This is a genomic window from Sorangium sp. So ce117 (assembly GCF_051524395.1).
Taxonomy (GTDB): domain Bacteria; phylum Myxococcota_A; class Polyangia; order Polyangiales; family Polyangiaceae; genus Sorangium; species Sorangium cellulosum_B.
The window spans coordinates 9,576,568-9,593,285 of the sequence record NZ_CP150309.1 but is presented as its reverse complement, the minus strand read 5'-3'; the positions used below and the strand labels follow the sequence as shown (position 1 = coordinate 9,593,285).

General features: G+C 70.8%; 2 protein-coding genes. One reads left to right on the top strand and one right to left on the bottom strand.

Annotated elements, in window-relative coordinates:
• Positions 1–11: 11 nt before the first annotated feature.
• Complete coding sequence (locus WMF46_RS35980) at positions 12–5,075, top strand: protein kinase domain-containing protein (RefSeq protein ID WP_437981341.1); 5,064 nt, start codon at positions 12–14, stop codon at positions 5,073–5,075.
• A 21-nt stretch (positions 5,076–5,096) separates the two neighbouring features.
• Here WMF46_RS35980 and WMF46_RS35975 read toward each other — a convergent pair whose 3' ends face one another.
• Positions 5,097–16,133 carry an amino acid adenylation domain-containing protein gene (locus WMF46_RS35975; protein WP_437981340.1) on the bottom strand — a complete coding sequence of 3,679 codons (11,037 nt, stop codon included), beginning with the start codon at positions 16,131–16,133 and terminating at the stop codon, positions 5,097–5,099.
• Between the last annotated feature and the right edge of the window lie 585 nt (positions 16,134–16,718).

Genomic DNA, 16,718 nt, shown 5'->3' with positions numbered 1-16,718 from the left:
ACAAGTAGTCCATGATCGGTATCCCCGGGTACACCCTGACAGGCCTCATCCACGAATCCGCTGCGTCAACCGTATACCGAGGATACCGCAACGAGGACCGGGCCCCTGTCGCGGTCAAGCGCCTCAGGAACGAGCGCCCGGCGGCGGCCGAGGTCGCGAGGCTTCGCTACGAGTACGCCATCGCCAAGGAGCTCGCGCTGCCCGGCGTGGTTCACGTCCTGGGCATCGTGAAGATCGGGGCGAGCCTGGCGCTCATCATGGAAGACGCCGGGGGCTGCACGCTCCATGAGCTCATCACGGCGCGCTCCCTCACGCTCAAAGACGCGCTCCGGATCGCGATATCCATCGCGAGCACGCTCGAATCCATTCATCGGGGCGGGGCCGTTCACATGGACATCAAGCCGCAGAACATCATCGTCGAACCGTCCACGTGGAACGCCAAGATCATGGACTTCGGCAGCGCCACCCGCCTCTCCCAGGAGGCACAGCGGCCGAGGAGCCCCGCCGCCTTCGAGGGCACCCTGGCGTATATGTCCCCGGAGCAGACCGGGCGGATGAATCGCGTTATCGACCTGCGCACGGACCTCTACTCCCTCGGGGTCACCCTGTACGAGATGGTGACGGGCAAGCTCCCTTTCCCGACGAAGGACCTCCTGGAGCTCGTGCACTGCCACATCGCCAGGCTCCCGCCGCCGCCGGCGCGGGTCTCGCCCGACGTACCGCGCTCCGTCTCTGACATCATCATGAAGCTCCTGGCGAAGAGCCCCGATGATCGGTACCAGGGCGCCTACGGGCTCCGGATGGATCTCGCCGAGTGCCTCGCGCAGCTCGAGGCGGCGTCGGCGATCGAGCCGTTCGTGCTCGGGCGCCACGATTACGTGGACGCGCTCCGGATCCCGCAGAAGGCCTACGGCCGCGAGGCGGAGCTCGCGGTCCTCGAAGGCGCGTGGCGGCGCGTCAGCCAGGGCGCGAGCGAGCTGCTGCTCGTGTCCGGCCACGCCGGTATCGGCAAGTCGCTCCTCGTCGGCGAGATCCAGAAATCCATCGCGCAGGGCAAGGGGTACATCGTCGCAGGCAAGTTCGACCAGATCAACCGGACCGTCCCCTACGCGGCCGTGGCGCATGTCTTCCGGGAGCTCGTCCGAGCCCTCTTGACCGAGCCCGCGGAGGCGCTCGCGCTGTGGAAGGAGCGAATCGCGAACGCCGTCGGGCAGAACGGCCAGCACCTCGTCGACCTCATCCCCGAACTCGAGCTCCTCCTCGGCCCCCAGCCCGGCGTCGAGCTGCTCGGACCGACCGAGGCGCAGGTCCGCTTCCACCTCGCGTTCCGGAAGTTCTGCAGCGCCATCCCCGCCCAGGAGCACCCCCTCGTCGTCTTCCTCGATGACCTGCAATGGGCGGATCCGGCCTCGCTCAAGCTCCTCGAGCAGCTCCTGACCGAACCGGAGATCAAGCATTTCCTCGTCATCGGCGCGTACCGCCACAACGAGGTCGACGAGAGCCACCTGTTTTCGATCACCCTGGGGGAGCTGCGCAAGGCCGGGGTCGCCGTCGGCGACATTGACCTCAAGCCGCTCGATCTCCCCGTCGTGACGCGGCTCCTCGCCGACACGCTCTCCTGCGACCCCGAGCGGGCCGAGCCGCTCGCGCGCCATGTGATGAGCAAGACGCACGGCAACCCGTTCTTCATGAACCAGTTCATGAGGGCGCTGCACGCCGAGAAGCTCGTCTCCTTCGATCCGGCCCGGCGCGAGTGGACCTGGGATCTGCCGCGCATCCAGCGGATGAAGGTCACGGACAACGTCGTCGACTTCATGGCGGGCAGGCTCTTGGAGCTCGACGGACGCGCGCAGCGCACCCTCATGCTCGCCGCGTGCATCGGTTATCGCTTCGACCTGAAGACGCTGGCGAGGGTGGCCGACAGGCCGCGCCGCGAGGTGGCAGGCGAGCTGTCGGCGGCGCTCCGCGAGGGGCTGATCCTCGCCGTCGGCGCGGACTCCAGGTTCTTCGACGCGGCCCTGAGCGGCGCGATGACCGGCGAGGCGGACGAGCCGGAACTCGCGCTCGACGCCGCCTACCGGTTCTTGCACGACCGGGTCCAGCAAGCGGCCTACCGGCTCCTCGACGAGGCCCGCAAGCAGGAGATCCACCTCCAGATCGGGCGGCTCATGCTCGCGGACAGCGACCCTGGCGGCATGGAGGGTGAGGTCTTCGAGGTCGCGACCCACATGAACCTCGGCATGCCGCGGATCACCGATCCGGAAGAGCGCGTCGCGCTGGCGCGCCTGAACCTCGAGGCGGGCAGGAGGGCGAAGGCCGGCGCGGCGTACGAGGCGGCCGCGAGCTACTTCGAGGCCGGCACGAGCGCGCTCGGCCCGAAGCGCTGGGACGAGCGGCACGATCTCACCTTCGCGCTGACCACCGGGCTCGCGGAGAGCCTTTGCCTGACAGGCCAGTTCGACGTCGGCGAGCGGCTGTTCGACGCGCTCCTCGAACACGCGAGATCCCCGCTGGACGGCGCGCAGGTCCGCAACCTGCGTATGTCGTTCCACCTGATGCGCGGCGACCTCTCCGAGGTCGTGCGGTGCGGCCTCGAGGCCCTCGCGCTGCTCGGGGTCGACATCCCCGCGGGGGCCGAGGAGCAGCGCGCGCTGCTCGGCAGAGAGCTCGAGGCGATGCAGGCCCACCTCGCGAGCCGCCCGATCTCCGCTCTCCTGGGGCTGCCCACCGTCGCCGATCCAGAGAAGCAGACCGTCCACCGTCTCCTCGCCGACATGACGCAGCCCGCCTCCGCGCTCGGGCTGCCGGTCCTCGGGCCGCTCACGCTCATCATGCAGATCAACCTCGCGGTGGAGTGCGGCAACTCGAGCACCTCCGCGTACGCGTACGTGCTCTATGCGGTGCTGCTGATCGACGGCGTCTTCGAGCCGCGGACGACGGAGGACCGGTACAAGGAAGCCTACGAGTTCGCCAAGGTCGGTATCGAGCTGAACGAGCGGATCCCCAACCCGCGCATCACGTGCATGCTCCTCACGACCTTCGGGGCCATCCTTCATTTCTTCGAGCCGCTCCGGGACACGATCAAGCTCCTGGCCCGCTCGCGGCAGGCCGGCCTGGAGTCGGGAGATCTGGCGTACTCGTCGTACTGCTGCATCCACATGGTCTCGGCGAGCCTGAGCCTCGGCGACGATCTCGGCGCGGTGGCCACGGAGATCGAGCAGGATCTCGCGCTCATGCGGCGGACGAACGACAAGCTCACGACGCTCATCCTCACGTGCGCAAGGCAGGTCGTCGCGAACCTCACGGGGGGCACCGCCGGGACACACACCCTCAGCGACGGCACCTTCGACGAGGCCGCGTTCGCCAGCATGGTCTCGGTCCCGGAGCTCACCTATGTGGCCGCGTGGTACCACACGCAAAAGGTCCAGCTGGCCTATCTCCACGGCGATTACGGCGCCGCGCGCTCGCTCATGGCCGCCGCGGAGAAGATGACCGCCGGCTGCGTGAACAACTTCTGGGCGACCGAGCTCGTCTTCTATTCGTGCCTGACCCTCGCCGCCTCGTGCGACGGCGCTTCGGCCTCCGAGAAGGAGCGGCTCGTGGCGGCGCTGTCGGCGCACCGGGAGAAGCTCGCCCGCTGGGCCGAGCTCTGCCCCCGGAGCTACGCGCACAAACATCTCCTCGCCGAGGCGGAGATCGCGCGCATTTCGGGCGGCGATCGGCACGCCGTGGCGCAGCTCTATGACAGGGCGATCGAGGGCGCCGAGGAGGCCGGGTTCACGCGCGACCAGGCGCTGGCGAGCGAGCTCGCCGGGAAGTTCCACCACGCGAACGGCCTCACCCGGAGCGCGCGCGCCCACATGACCGACGCCCACCACGGCTACATGCAGTGGGGGGCGACTGCCAAGGCGGACCGACTGGCGGCCGAGGTGCCGCAGCTCGTGCAGAAGATCGCGCTCACGTCGGCGCCGCCTGGCATGCTGGAGCACGCCCGGGCCGCGGTCCAGACCACCTCGACGACGAGGCTCAGCACCAGCGTGCTCGACGTCGAGGCGGTCATCCGGGCCGCTCAGGCCATCGCCGGCGAGGTCGTCCTCGAGAGCGTGGTCAGCCGGCTGCTCGACATCGCGATCCAGAACGCCGGCGCGAAGAAGGGGGTCCTCGTCTTGGAGCGCGATCATCACCTGATGATCGAGGCGTCCATCACCGTGGATCCGAACGTTGTGAGGGTCGGCCTGCTGCTCCCCGTCGAGGGCAGCGCCGAGGTCCCCGCCTCGATCGTGCAGTACGTCGCGAGGACGATGCAGCCGGTGGTCCTCGCGGACGCGAGCCATGAGCCTCGCTTCGCCGCGGACGCGTACGTCGCCGCGAACAACCCGAGATCGATCCTCTGCCTGGCGATGGTGCACCAGGGGCGCACGAACGGCGTTCTTTATCTGGAGAACGACACGGCGACCAACGTGTTCACGCCGGCCCGACTGGAGCTCTCGAAGCTCCTCCTGGCGCAGGCGGCGACCGCGGTGGAGAACGCCGTGCTCTACGCGAACCTGCACAGGCGCACGGAGTCGCTGCGCCTCGCCGAGGAGCAGCTCAGGGTCGAGTTCTCGGCGCGGGAGCGGAGCGAGCACGCGCGCGCCGAGCTCCAGGAGGAGATCATCCGCGTGCAGAGCGCCCGCCTGGCGGAGCTCTCCACGCCCATCATCCCGATCACCGACCGGATCATGGTCATGCCGCTCATCGGGATGATGGATCGGCAGCGGGCGGAGCAGGTCCTGAGCACGGCGCTCCAGGGGGTCGAATCGAGCGGCGCCGAGGTCGTGATCATCGATATCACCGGCGTGAGGACGGTCGACGGCGACGTCGCGAGCACCCTGATGAACGCCGCCCTCGCCCTCCGGCTGCTCGGGGCGCAGGCGGTGATCACGGGCATCCGCCCGGACGTCGCACAGACGCTCATCCGGCTGCAGATCGACCTGGGCGCGGTGGTCACGCAGGGGACGCTCCAGAGCGGCATCGCCTACGCCTTGCAGCGGGTGGGGGGCCGCGGCGCGCCCCTCGGAGCGCGCGCGCGATGAGGTGCGGCCGGGGCGCCTCGCTCAGTGCGACGGCGGGCCGCTCTCGGGCCCGCTCTCCGCGCCGAGCGGCCTGGCCCTCGACCTCCGGAGCGCCCGCCCCTCCAGCGGGTCGACGAATGCAGGCCTCGCCGCGGCCGCGATGCGCTGCTGGATCGCGCGGGCGACGTGCGCGACGTGGGGTGGATCCATCATCGTGAAATGGTTGCCAGGCACCACCTGGAGCGCGAACTCCCCTCGCGCGAGGTCCATCCAGGCATTGACGGCGCGCGCGTCGTCCGGGCTGACCTGCTCTCGCGCGCGCAGGAACAGGACGCTGGCGTCCGTCGGCTGCGGCACGTAGCTCGCGAGCGCCTGCCACGTGCTCGTGACCTCGGCGCGGAGCCGCGCGTCGTCCTCCATGGCAGCCACGAAGCTGCGGTATCTCTGCGACGCGATCGCCTGGATCTTCGCCATCTCGTGGCCCAGGGCGCTCGCCGGAGAGCGGTCGCTCGCTCCCTGTACGCTGCCCGTGTCCAGCAGCAGCAGCAAAGCCACCTTGCGCCCCTGCGCGAGCAGCTGCTGCGCCATCTCGTACGCGACGACGCCGCCGGCCGAATGCCCGCCCAGGAGATACGGACCCTCGGGCCTGACGCTCAGGATCTCCTCCACGTACCGGGTGGCGATCGCGGGAATGGACATGGCGGACATGGCGCTCGTGAAGCTCGGCTCGCTCGCCTCCGCCCCGGTGGGTTGAATCCCGCAGACGGGCAGCTCGCCGCCCAGGCGCTGCACCAGGGGGCGATAGAGGTGGACTGTGCCGCCGAGCGGCGGGATCAGGAACAGCGGCGTGGCGTCCGGCGCCCCCGCCTGCAGCGAGACGAGGAGCTGTCCGGCAGCGCGCCTGGCCGTGAGGACCGCGGCGCTCCCGCTCCGCTGCGTCATCGCGGGGCTCAGGGGCGCCTTCGAGCTCGGAGGCAGCGCTTCCCGGACGCGTTCGGTGAGCGCTGCGACCGAGGGAGGACCGGACGACGCCGGCGGACTCCAGATCTTCGGCGGCAGGGATCGCACCGTGGCCGGGCCCACGGTGCATGTGGTGTCGAGCACGTGAGCGGTGCGCTCGAACGGGTACGTGGGGAGCGGCACGCGCCTCCGGCGCTCGTCCCGGGAGAACGCGGCCCAGTCCACGTCCACGCCGGCACACCAGAGCCGGCCCACCGCGGCGAGCAACGCCTCGAGGTCGCCGGGGCCCTCGCCCGGGCCCGCCAGGGTGGTCGCGACCCGTCGCTCCGCGTCCGGGTGCCGCGACGCCACGGCTGCCAGGGCGGAGCCGGGCCCGACCTCGAGGAGGGCGCGATCGGCCGAGGCCAGCAGCATGGCGATGCGATCCTCGGGGCGAGCCGATCCCGTGGCCTCCTCCTCCGCGCGCCCGCGCAGCGCGACCCGCGCGACCGCGTCGTCGAGCGAGAGCGCGCCGCCCACGCACGCGGCGGCGACCTCGCCCACGCCGTGCCCGAACAGCGCGGCCGGGCGGATCCCCCACGACATCAGGAGCTGCGCCAGGGCGTACTCGGTCGAGAACAGGGCGGCCGCGGCCGCGCTGAAGCGCGGAGAGCCGATCTCCGCGTCGCCGCGGGCGCGCTCCTGCTCCTCGGGAAAGAGCTGGTGGCGGATGTCCACCGACAGCTCGCGGCGGAAGAGCTCGGCGCACTGGTCCATGCTCTCGCGGTAGGCGCGCTCGTGCAGGTAGAGCTCGCGCCCCATGCCGACATGCTCCGCGCCCGCGCCGGGGAACATGAAGACGACCTCCGGCGGCCGCTTGCCGGCGACCTGCGTGAAGACGCGGGCGGGGTCGCGCCGATCGAGGCAGGCCGCTCCCGAGGCCGGATCCGCACACACCACCGCGCGGCGGTGCGCGAAAGGCACCCTGCCGCGCTGCAGGGTGAACGCGACGTCGGCGAGCGAGCTCTCCGGCGCGCGCCGCAGGTGCTCGGCCAGCCGATCGGTGCTCCGCTCGAGCGCGGCGCTTGTCTTCGCCGAGACGACGAGCAGCTGGCAGCGCCTGGACGGGCCGGACGGCGCCCGCTCCGGCGCCTCCTCGACCACGGCGTGCGCGTTCGTGCCGCCGATGCCGAAGGCGCTCACCGCGGCGCGGCGCGGGGCTCCGCCGCGCTTCCACGCGCGCGGCCTGGAGTTGACGACGAACGGGCTGCTCGCGAGGTCGATCTCGGGGCTGGGACGACGGAAATGGAGCGTCGCGGGGATGAGCTCGTGCTCCAGCGCCAGCGCCGCCTTGATGAGGCCGGTCACCCCGGCGGCCGCGCGGAGGTGGCCGAGGTTGCTCTTCACCGAGCCGAGCGCGCAGAAGCCGACCTGGTCGGTCGCCTTCCGGAACACCCGCGACAGCGCGGCCACCTCGATCGAGTCGCCGAGCCGCGTGCCCGGGGCGTGCGCCTCCACGTACGTGATGCTCTCCGGGCTCACGCCGGAAGCGGCGTGGGCCCGGGTGATGGTCTCGATCTGCCCCTCCAGGCTCGGCGCCGTGTAACCCACCTTGAGCGCGCCGTCGTTGGTGACGGCGGAGCCGCGGATCACGGCGTGGATCGTGTCGCCGTCGTCCAGCGCGTCCTTCAGCCGCTTGAGGACGACGAGGCCAACACCGTTGCTGGCCACGATGCCGCTCGGCTCGGCGTCGAAGGGCCGGCAATGGCCGTCGGGCGACGTGACCGCGCCTTCCTCGTGGAGATAACCGATCCTCCGCGGCGAGAGGATGCCGACACCCCCCGCGAGGACCATGTCGCTCTCCCTGGTGAGGAGGCTCTGGCAGCCGAGGTGCACCGCGACGAGCGACGTCGAGCACGCCGTCATGACGCTCACGGCGGGCCCCCGGAGCCCCAGCTTGTAGGCCACGCGCGTGGTCAGGGAGTCGGTCACGTTCCCGGTGTAGATCCGGTAGTGCTCCGAGTTCGGCGCGGCCGGAGGCGGCCCGACGCGCTCGATCCAGTAGCTCGGGGCGTCGCTCCCGGCGAACACGCCGATCGGCTTCGGGTAGGCGAGCGGGTTGTACCCGGCGCTCTCCATGGCTTCCCAGGCGCACTCGAGGAAGACCCGCTGCTGCGGGTCCATGAGCACGGCCTCCTGCGGGCTGTAGCCGAAGAACGCCGCGTCGAAGCACATGACGTCCTCGAGCAGGCCGGCCGCCGGGATGAACTTGGGCGACCCGATGAGCTCCGACTCCACGCCGAGCGCCTTCAGCTCGTCGGACGAATAGAAGGCGATCCCCTCGACTCCATCCTTGAGCATCGACCACAGCGCCTCGACGCTGCGCGCCTTCGGGAAGCGACCGGCCATTCCGATGATGGCGATGGCGCTGTCGGGGATCGGCTCCCGCGCCTGAGCCTCGGTCGCGGGGGCCGCGGCGCCGGGTCCACGCGCGGAGACCACGCTCTCTCCCGGGGCGGCCGCCAGAGGGCCCCTCCTTAGGTGGGCAGAGAGGGTGCGGATCGTCGGGTACTGGAACAGATCCATGATAGGCACGTCCTCGCCGAGCCGCGCCCGGATGCCGGCGCGGACCCGGGTGAGGAGCAGCGAGTGGCCGCCGAGCTCGAAGAACGGGTCATCGAGGCCGACCTCGGCGAGCCCGAGCACCTCGCGCCAGATCTCGCCCAGGATCACCTCGATGGCCCCGGCGGGGGCCGGCGCCGCCGCCCGCGGCTCGGCCGCCCGCGGCTCGGGCTTCGCGCGGTCGTCCGCCGGAAGAGCCGCCATGTCGACCTTCCCGTTCGCGGTGAGCGGCAGCGCGTCGAGCTTCACGAAGGCGGCCGGAACCATGTAGTCGGGGAGCTTGGCCGCCGCGAGATCGCGCAGACCTGCGGGCATCGCGCGCGTCTTCTGCCGCCGGAGAGGGCTGTTCGCGAGCGCCCGCGCCGGCGGGGTCTCCACGGGTCGCGCCTGGATCCAGGCGCGCGGTCGCGGCGCGCCGCCCGAACGTTCGACCGAGCGCTCGAACAGCACATCCATGCAGCCCGGGCCCGAGGTCCTCGATCCGGTGATCCGGACCGAGCAGCCGAGGCGCGCGCCGAGCGCCCATAGCGCCTCCGGCTCGATCGCGGCGATCGCGGCGCGGTCCACCTCGGCGCCGCCCCCTTCCCGCAGCCGGCTCGCGGCGATCGCGTCGGCGTACACGCGCCCGTTCGGGATCCCCAGGACCTCCAGCCCGCCGGCTCCCGCCTCGCGCAGCGCGCGCTCGACGCCCGCGAGGCCCTCCGAGGCAGCCCACTCGATGGATCGGCCGATGGCGACGGGCTCGGGCGCCATTCCCACGTGCAGGACCACGTCGTAACGGAAGCGCGTCATCTCGTCGGAGCCCGAACCCCGCTTGAGCCAGCACTCCACGTGCTCCACGCCCGGGATCTGGCCACGCAGCGCGTGAAAGAACTCGGGCGCGAGGACGAGCTCTTTCTCGGCGAGGGCCGCCCGCCGCACCCGGGCCCAGAGCTCGGCCGGGGCCACGCCCGCTGGCGCGCGGTGGAGCTGCACCGAGGTGTGAAACGCCTCGAGCAGGGGAAGGCTCCTGATGTCGCCCAGGAACACGACGCCACCCGGCGCCACCGCGCGCGCGGCGCCCTCGATCACCGAGCGCAGGTAATCGGCGCTGGGGAAGTACTGGACGATCGAGTTCAGGAGGATCACATCGAAGCTGCCCGGAGCGACCCCGCTGAAATCGTTCGCTTCCCGGCGCTGAAGCGACACATGCGAGAGCGTGCCGCGCGCGAGCGCGGGTCGGAGGAGCGAGATCGCCTTCTCCGAGAAATCCGTCCCGAGGTAGCCGGCGCACTGCGGGGCCAGCTGCAAGAGCAAGAGTCCGGTCCCACAGCCGATCTCCCACGCCCGGCGCGGCTGGAACGAGAGGATCCGCTCGACCGTGTGGTCCCGCCAGGCGCGCATCGCTCCGGCGTCGATGGGATCTCCGGTGTAGCTGCTGTTCCAGCCCGTGATGTTGAAGCCCGGATCCACGCCGCCGCCGCCCTCCCCGTAGGTGCCGTCGTACAGCGCCTGCCACGCCGAGACGTGCTCCGCTTGCACGGCCGGGGTCTGCTCCGCGGCGCCGCCGTCATCGAGGCGAGGGATGACGTAGGCGACGAGCCGCTTGTTGCCTTTCGTGTCTTCCCGCGCCACCACGACGGCCTCTTCCACGGCGGGGTGTTCCCGCAGCACGGCCTCGATCTCGCCGAGCTCGATGCGATAACCACGGATCTTCACCTGGTTGTCGATCCGCCCCAGGAACTCGATGTTCCCGTCGGGGAGCCACCGGGCGCGGTCGCCGGTGCGGTACATGCGCGCGCCCGGCTCGTCCGAGAACCGATCGGGCAGAAACCGCGCGGCGTCGAGCTCGGGCCGGCGCAGGTACCCGCGGGCGATGCCGGCGCCCCCGAGGGTGAGCTCGCCCGGGACGCCCACCGGCACGAGCTCCCCGCGCGCATCGAGGAGGTAGACCCGCATGTTGTCGATGGGACGGCCGATCGAGGGGTCGACCGTCGCTGTCTCGCCGCTCGGCCGCGCCTTCGGCACCGGGCACGAGGTCGCGACCACGGTCCCCTCGGTCGGGCCATAGTTGTTCACGACGTCGAAGGGGAGCGCCGCGGCAGGCCAGACGCGGAGCTTGTCTCCTCCCGTGAGCAGGCACCGGAGCGCCGCGGAAGCAGGCCAGTCGAGGCGCAGGAGCTCTTCCGCCATCGGCGTGGGCAGGAACGAGACGGTGATCTCTCGCGCGAGGAGCCACGCTCGAAGCTCTTCCGGGGAGCGGCGGAGCGGCTCTCCGGGGATGAACAGGCACGCTCCCGTGCATAGGTACGGCCAGAGCTCCCATACCGACGCGTCGAAGCCGGGGCTCGCGACGAGGGTCGCGCGATCCGCGCTGGAGACGGCGAAGCGCCGCGCGTGCCACGCCACCAGGTTCATGAGGCTCCGGTGCTCCACGAGCACGCCCTTGGGGCGGCCGGTCGAGCCCGAGGTGTAGATGGCATAGGCCAGGTCCCGGGGGCCTGCGCACGCCGGAGGGGGCGACCGGTCCCGCGCCGCCAGCTCCGGCCCGCCGGCGTCGAGGTGGATCACCGCGCCCGCGAACGGCGGGAGGCGATCGGCGAGGTGCGCCTGCGTGAGGAGCACCGGCGCTCCGGAGTCCTCGAGGAGGAACGCCAGCCGCTCTCTCGCGATCTCCGCGTCCACCGGGAGATACGCCGCGCCCGCCTTCAGGACTCCGACGATCCCGACCACCATCTCCAGCGAGCGCTCCGCGCAGATCGCGACCAGGGTATCGGCCTCGACGCCCAGCGCGCGCAGGCGGTGCGCGAGCTGGTTCGCCCGGCGATCGAGCTCTCCGTACGTGAGCGATCCGCGATCCGACACGACCGCGGCGGCGTTCGGCGCGCGCGCCGCCTGCTCCTCGAACCGATCCAGGACGCTCAGGTCGCGCGGGAAATCAGCGGCGGTGTCGTTCCATTCGACGAGCAGCTGGCGCCGCTCGCGCTCCGGGAGCAGCGGCATCGACGAGACGGATCGCGCAGGATCCGAGGTGGCGGCCGCGAGGAGCATGAAGAGGTGCTCCAGCATCCGCGCCATCGTCGCCCGCTCGAAGAGGTCTGTGCTGTACTCCAGCATCCCGGCCACGCCGCCGGCGCTCTCCCAGGCATAGAGCGACACGTCGAAGATCGTCTTCTGCGTGTCCGTGTCGATGGCGCGCGCCTCGACCCCGCTGAGGTGGAGATCGCGCTCTGCAGGCGGCTGCGGCGCGAACACGATCTGCACGAGCGGGCTGTAGCTCGGGTCGCGCACCGGCTGGAGCTCCTGCACGAGCCGCTCGAACGGGAGCCTGTCGTGCGCATAAGCGTCCAGGCACACGTCCCTCACGCGGCGGAGCAGCTCCTCGAACGACGGCTCTCCGGAGACGTCGATCCGGACGGGGACCACATTGACGAAGAACCCGATCGCCGCCTCGAGATCGGCGTGATCCCGGCCAGCGCTCGGCAGACCGATCAGCAGGTCGTCGCGCTGCGTGGTGCGGTGGAGCAGGACGGCGAACACGGCCAGGAGGACCATGTTCACGGTCACATTGTTTCGCGCGCTGAGGTCCCGGACGGCCCTTCCGACCTCCGGATCGAGCTGGAAGGGGAGGGTCGCGCCGCGGAAGGTCTGGACCGGCGGCCGGACGTGATCGCTCGGCAGCTCGAGCAAGGGCGGCACGTCGACGAGCCTCTGCTTCCAGCCGGCGAGCAGCTCCGACAGGGCCTCTTCGGTCATCTGCTCGCGCTGCCACGACGCGAAATCGGCATACTGGAGCGGCGCGTGCGGCAGGGGAGGGGGAGCGTCCCGACGGAAGGCCTCGTAGAGCGCCGCGATCTCGCGGTAGGCCACCTCGAGCGACCAGCCGTCGACGGCGATGTGATGGATATGCAGCCAGAGGAGGTGATCGCGCTGCCCGAGCCGGAGCAGCCCTGCCCGGAACACGGGGCCGCGCTTCAGATCGAAGATCCTCCGGGCTTCCCCCGCGAGGAGCTGCTCCGCCTCGGCCTCGCGCTCGTCCTCGGAGAGGTGCTGGAGATCCGCGACCTCGAGCCGGAAAGAGGCGTCCTCGACGACGATCTGGACGGGCAGGCCGTCGATCTCCGTGTAGACGGTGCGCAGGATCTCATGGCGGCGGACGAGCTCACGCAGGCTCCTGTCGAGCGCCGCGATGTGGATCTCTCCGGTGAGGCGGAAGGGACAGAGGCAGTTGTAGGCCCTGCTCTCCGGCGCTAGCCGGTAGAGGAACCACATGCGCTCCTGCGCGAACGACAGGGGGACCGGCCCTGTCCGGGCGCCTCTCGGAATGGCATGCTCCCCCCGGGGGGCTGCGCGGCCGCCCGCCGTCGCCAGCGCGGCGAGCCCGGCGACGGTCGGATGCTCGAAGAGCTCCTGGAACCCGACATCGATCCCGAAGGCCCCGCGGAGGCGGGAGAACAGCTGGACGGCGTGCAGCGAGCTGCCGCCCAGCTCGAAGAAGCTGTCGTGTACGCCCACGCGCTCCACGCGCAGGAGCTCCTTCCAGAGGCCGGCGAGCGCCTCCTCCAGCTCGGAGCGCGGCGCCACGAAGGCGCGCGCGAGCTCCTGGCGCGCGCCCCCGGGCGCAGGGAGCGCCCTGCGGTCGACCTTGCCGTTCGGCGACGTGGGGAGCGCGTCGAGCGCCACGAAGGCGGAGGGGACCATGAAGCTTGGCAGTTGGCCCTGCGCGACGGCGCGCAGCGCGGGGAGGAGCGCCTGCTCGTCGCTGGCGGAGGCGCCCTGGACCGCGCGGGGGACGACGTACGCCACGAGCCGCTTGTCGCCCGGCGCGTCCTCGCGCACCACCACCGCGACCTCGCGCACCCCGGGGTGCTGGCACAGCGCCGCCGCGATCTCGCCGAGCTCGATGCGGTGGCCGTGGATCTTCACCTGATCGTCGATGCGGCCGAGGAACTCGATCTCACCCGAGGCGAGATAGCGCGCGAGATCGCCAGTCCTGTACAGGCGTGAATCCGGGGAGTCGCCGAACGGATCCTGGAGGAAGCGCTCCTGCGTGAGCTCGGGGCGGTTCAGGTAGCCGCGCGCAACGCCGGGGCCGCCGATGTAGATCTCGCCGGCGACGCCGACGGGGACGGGCGCGCGGTTGCGATCGAGGACGAGCACCCGGACGTCGGGGAACGCGACGCCGATCGAGCTCGACCACGGCCGCTCCAGATCGGGCTTTCCCATCGCGCGGTGGGTGGCGATCACGGTCGTCTCGGTGGGGCCATAGACGTGGACGAGCCTGGGGTGCTCGTCCCCGTGGCGGTCCCACCACGGCTCGAGCATCGCCACGTCGGACGCCTCGCCGCCGTAGATCACGAGACGCAGCCGCAGGCGGTCGCGGAGCGCTGGCTCGGCCGCCGCATCGGCGTGGATGAGCTGGCGGAGCGCCGAGGGCGTCTGGCAGACGACGGTCACCCCTTCATCACCGAGGAGCCTGTAGAACGCGTCCGGCGTCCGGCTCGTGACGAACGGGACCACGACAAGCCGTCCGCCGTGGCAGAGCGCGCCGAAGATCTCCAGAACCGAGAAATCGAAGGCATACGAGTGGAACAGCGTCCAGACGTCGCGGTCGCTGTAGCGAAACGCGCTGGCGGTGTGGTCGAAGAGGCGAACCACGTTGGCGTGGCTGACCATCACCCCCTTGGGCTTCCCGGTCGATCCCGAGGTGTAGATGACGTACGCGAGGTCGTCCGGGCCCTCGTTCGGCGCGGGCCCTACCTTGTCCTCGGGCTGCCGCTCGATCATGGCCCGATCCGCGTCGAGGCACACAACCCTCCCGCTCCCGCTCCGGAGCCGGGAGGCGAAGCGCTCCTCGGTGAGGATCACGGGGACGCCGGCATCTTCCAGCAGGAAGGCGAGCCGGTCCGCCGGATAAGAGGGATCGAGCGGGACATAGGCGCCGCCGGACTTGAGGACGCCGAGCAGCGCCACGATCATCTCGAGTGATCGTTCCAGGCAGACGCCGATCGGGACCTCGGGCCCCGCGCCGCTCTCCCGGAGGAGGTGGGCTATCTGGTTGCTCCTTCGATCCAGCTCGGCATAGGTGAGACGCTGTCCCTCGAACACCACCGCCACCGCGGACGGGGCGCGCCGGGCGTGCGCCTCGACCCGCTCGTGCAGCCGATCGCGCGGCGGATCGAACACCTCGCCGCGGTTCCACGCCAGCAGCGCGCGGCGCTCCTCCTCGGTCAGGACCGGCAGCTCCGAGACGCGCTGCTCCGGGTCGCCCGCCGCCCCGCGCAGCAGCGCCGCCCAGTGCCCGAGCAGCCGCTCGACCGTCGCGCGATCGAAGAGGTCTCGATTGTAATCGACGCGCGCGAAGAGGCCCGCGTCGGTCTCCTCGACACGGACGGCGAGCTCGAAGGCCACCTCGGTCGCCTCGAGCGCCACCTCCGTCAGCGTGAGCAGAGGGCCTCGCTTCGGCTCCAGCGGGCTCGGCTCGCTGGAGAAGGTGGCCTGGACGAGCGGTGCGCGGCTTGGATCCCGCGGCAGCGAGAGCTGCTCGACAAGAGAGGTGAAGGAGAGATCCCCGTTCTCGCTCCCCTCCTGCAGGGATCGGCGCACTTGACGCAGGAGCGCGCGAAAGCTCGGATCCGCGCCCAGCCTGCCCCGTACGGTCACGAGATTGCCGAATGCCCCGATGAGGCCCTGGGTCTCCTCGTCTCGTCCGGACAGCGGAACGCCGATGAGGACGTCGTCCTGGCCGGTATGGCGGTGGAGCACGGCGTGCATTCCCGCGAGCAGGACGGCGGACAGCGCCACGTCCTCCTCCCGGGCCAGCGCGCGGAGCTCTCGCACGAGCTCCTGATCGAGCGCGCACTCCACCGAACCTCCGGCGAAGGTCCGCACCGCGGGCCGCGGCCGATCCGTCCGGATCTCCAGCGCTTCGGGTGCTCCCGAGAGCTCGCGACGCCAGTGCGCGAGCTGCTGGTCGAGGAGCTCGGTGGTCCTGTGCTCCCGCTGCCGCAGTGCGTGGTCCTGGTAGCGTAGCGGCGGCGCCTGCCGCTCGACGCCATGATAGCCGTCGAATAGCTCCGAAAAGAACAGCGCCACGCTCGGTTTGCCATCCGAGAGGAGGGGGTGCATGGCGAGCGCGATGAGGTGGCGCCCTGGATGCACCCGGATGAGGCTCACGCGCCAGAGGGGGCCGCGCTCCGGATCGAGGGGCAGAGAGAGCTCCCGGCGAGCCATCTCGAGCGCGGCTCCATCCGAGGCGGACTGCCCCTCGGCGCCGAGATCCACCTCCAGGAAGGCGATGTCTGCCCGCGGCGAGACGACCTGCACCGGCTTCCCCTCGTGCTCTGCGAAGGATGTCCTCAGGATCGCCTGACGCGCCGTGAGCTTCTCGATGGCATGGACCAGCCTGGGCACATCCAGCTCGCCGTCCAGCCACGCCGCGCCCCCTTCGTTCAAGCCCGGCGCGGCGCCTCGGCCCCGGGTTAGCAGCCAAATACGTTCTTGCTCCAGAGAGAGCGGGGAATAGGAAATTTCGTTCATCGCGGATGACCTCCTTGTTGCTGGTAGGGGTCGGTTGCATCGATGCGCGTGGAGCAACCGCGCGCCGCGTCGGACGTTCGACGCGCGCACACCTGCGCGCACACCGTGCTTGCTGATCTGTCGTACGCTCTTCAGACATCAGGGCCGCCTGGTCACCTGGGCACGAGGAGCAGGCGCCAAGCGGGGCCAAAGCTTGTAAAATGCAGAAAAATGATAAATCGATGTCGGCCGCATCGCGAGGGGGCGCGATGCACACGCTACGCAGTATGAAGTATGGACACCACGACGCCAGTTTGTATTTGGGAGCATGCGGGTGCTGGTGATTGATGAACCTTGTCTGGATTCCGGGATCCCGACCTCGCGCCTGCTCTTGTGGGCCGATAGACAAATCCGGCTTCCGTCTCACGCTGAGTTGGTCCTCTTCCCCACCTTCGCGGTAGCTTCCAGCGCATCACGTCAGAATCGTGCTCGCGGCAGCCGTCGACACGCTCGGTCCTCCCAGAGAACCAGGGACGGGCATGACTGGACGACGCGCGGGCGACAGGCAGGGCGCAATCCAGTCATCCCGCACCGTGGAGGCCTGTC

Excerpts from the sequence above, each read along its gene's own strand:
- WMF46_RS35980 (WP_437981341.1), top strand. The coding sequence starts at position 12 with ATGATCGGTATCCCCGGGTACACCCTGACAGGCCTCATCCACGAATCC.
- WMF46_RS35975 (WP_437981340.1), bottom strand. The coding sequence starts at position 16,133 with ATGAACGAAATTTCCTATTCCCCGCTCTCTCTGGAGCAAGAACGTATT.